1 protein-coding gene is annotated in these 759 nt (G+C 66.9%); it reads left to right on the top strand.

The window, feature by feature from the left end; translation table 11 throughout:
• Positions 1–759, top strand: a 759-nt coding sequence (gene tnpC, locus A6A05_RS04635) for an IS66 family transposase (RefSeq protein WP_156520900.1), incomplete at both ends; no start/stop codon positions are given.

Genomic DNA, 759 nt, shown 5'->3' with positions numbered 1-759 from the left:
CGGCCGCACCGACATGCGCCGTGGCATGAACGGCCTGGCGCTCCAAGTCCAGGAGTCATTGAAGCGCGATCCCCATGTCTTTGCCGCCGAACGCCTGCACGGCGACGACACCACCGTGCCAGTGTTGGCCAAGGGCAAGACCGACACCGGGCGATGTTGGGTTTATGTCCGTGACGACCGTCCCTTCGGGGGACAAGCCCCACCGGCGGCGATGTTCTACTACTCGCGCGACCGGGGCGGCGAACATCCTCAGAAACATCTCGCCAGCTATACCGGGCTGTTCCAGGCCGACGCTTATGGCGGCTACGCCAAGGTCTACGCGCCCGACCGCAAGCCGGCTCCGATCCTGGAGGCGGCCTGCTGGGTCCATGCACGGCGCCCGTTCTTCATCATGGCCGATCTCGCCGAGAACGCGCGGCGCAAGGCGCGCGGCAAGACCACGGCGCCGATCTCGCCGCTGGCCCTGGAGGCGGTTCAACGGATCGACGCCCTGTTCGAGATCGAACGCGCTATCAACGGCCAAACCGCTGAGCAGCGCCGTGTCGTCCGCCAGGAGCTCAGCGCTCCCCTGGTCGCCGATCTGGAAGGCTGGATGCGCGAACAGCGCGCCAAGCTCTCGCGCGGCAATGATCTCGCCAAGGCGATGGACTACATGCTCAAGCGCTGGCCCGCCTTCACCCGCTTCCTCGACGACGGCCGCATCTGTCTGTCGAACAATGCCGCCGAACGCGCCCTGCGCGGCATCGCCTTGGGCCGGAA

The organism is Magnetospirillum moscoviense, assembly GCF_001650635.1.
GTDB lineage: Bacteria > Pseudomonadota > Alphaproteobacteria > Rhodospirillales > Magnetospirillaceae > Magnetospirillum > Magnetospirillum moscoviense.
The sequence above is the reverse complement of the archived record's forward strand: the minus strand, read 5'-3'. Positions and strand labels throughout refer to the sequence as shown.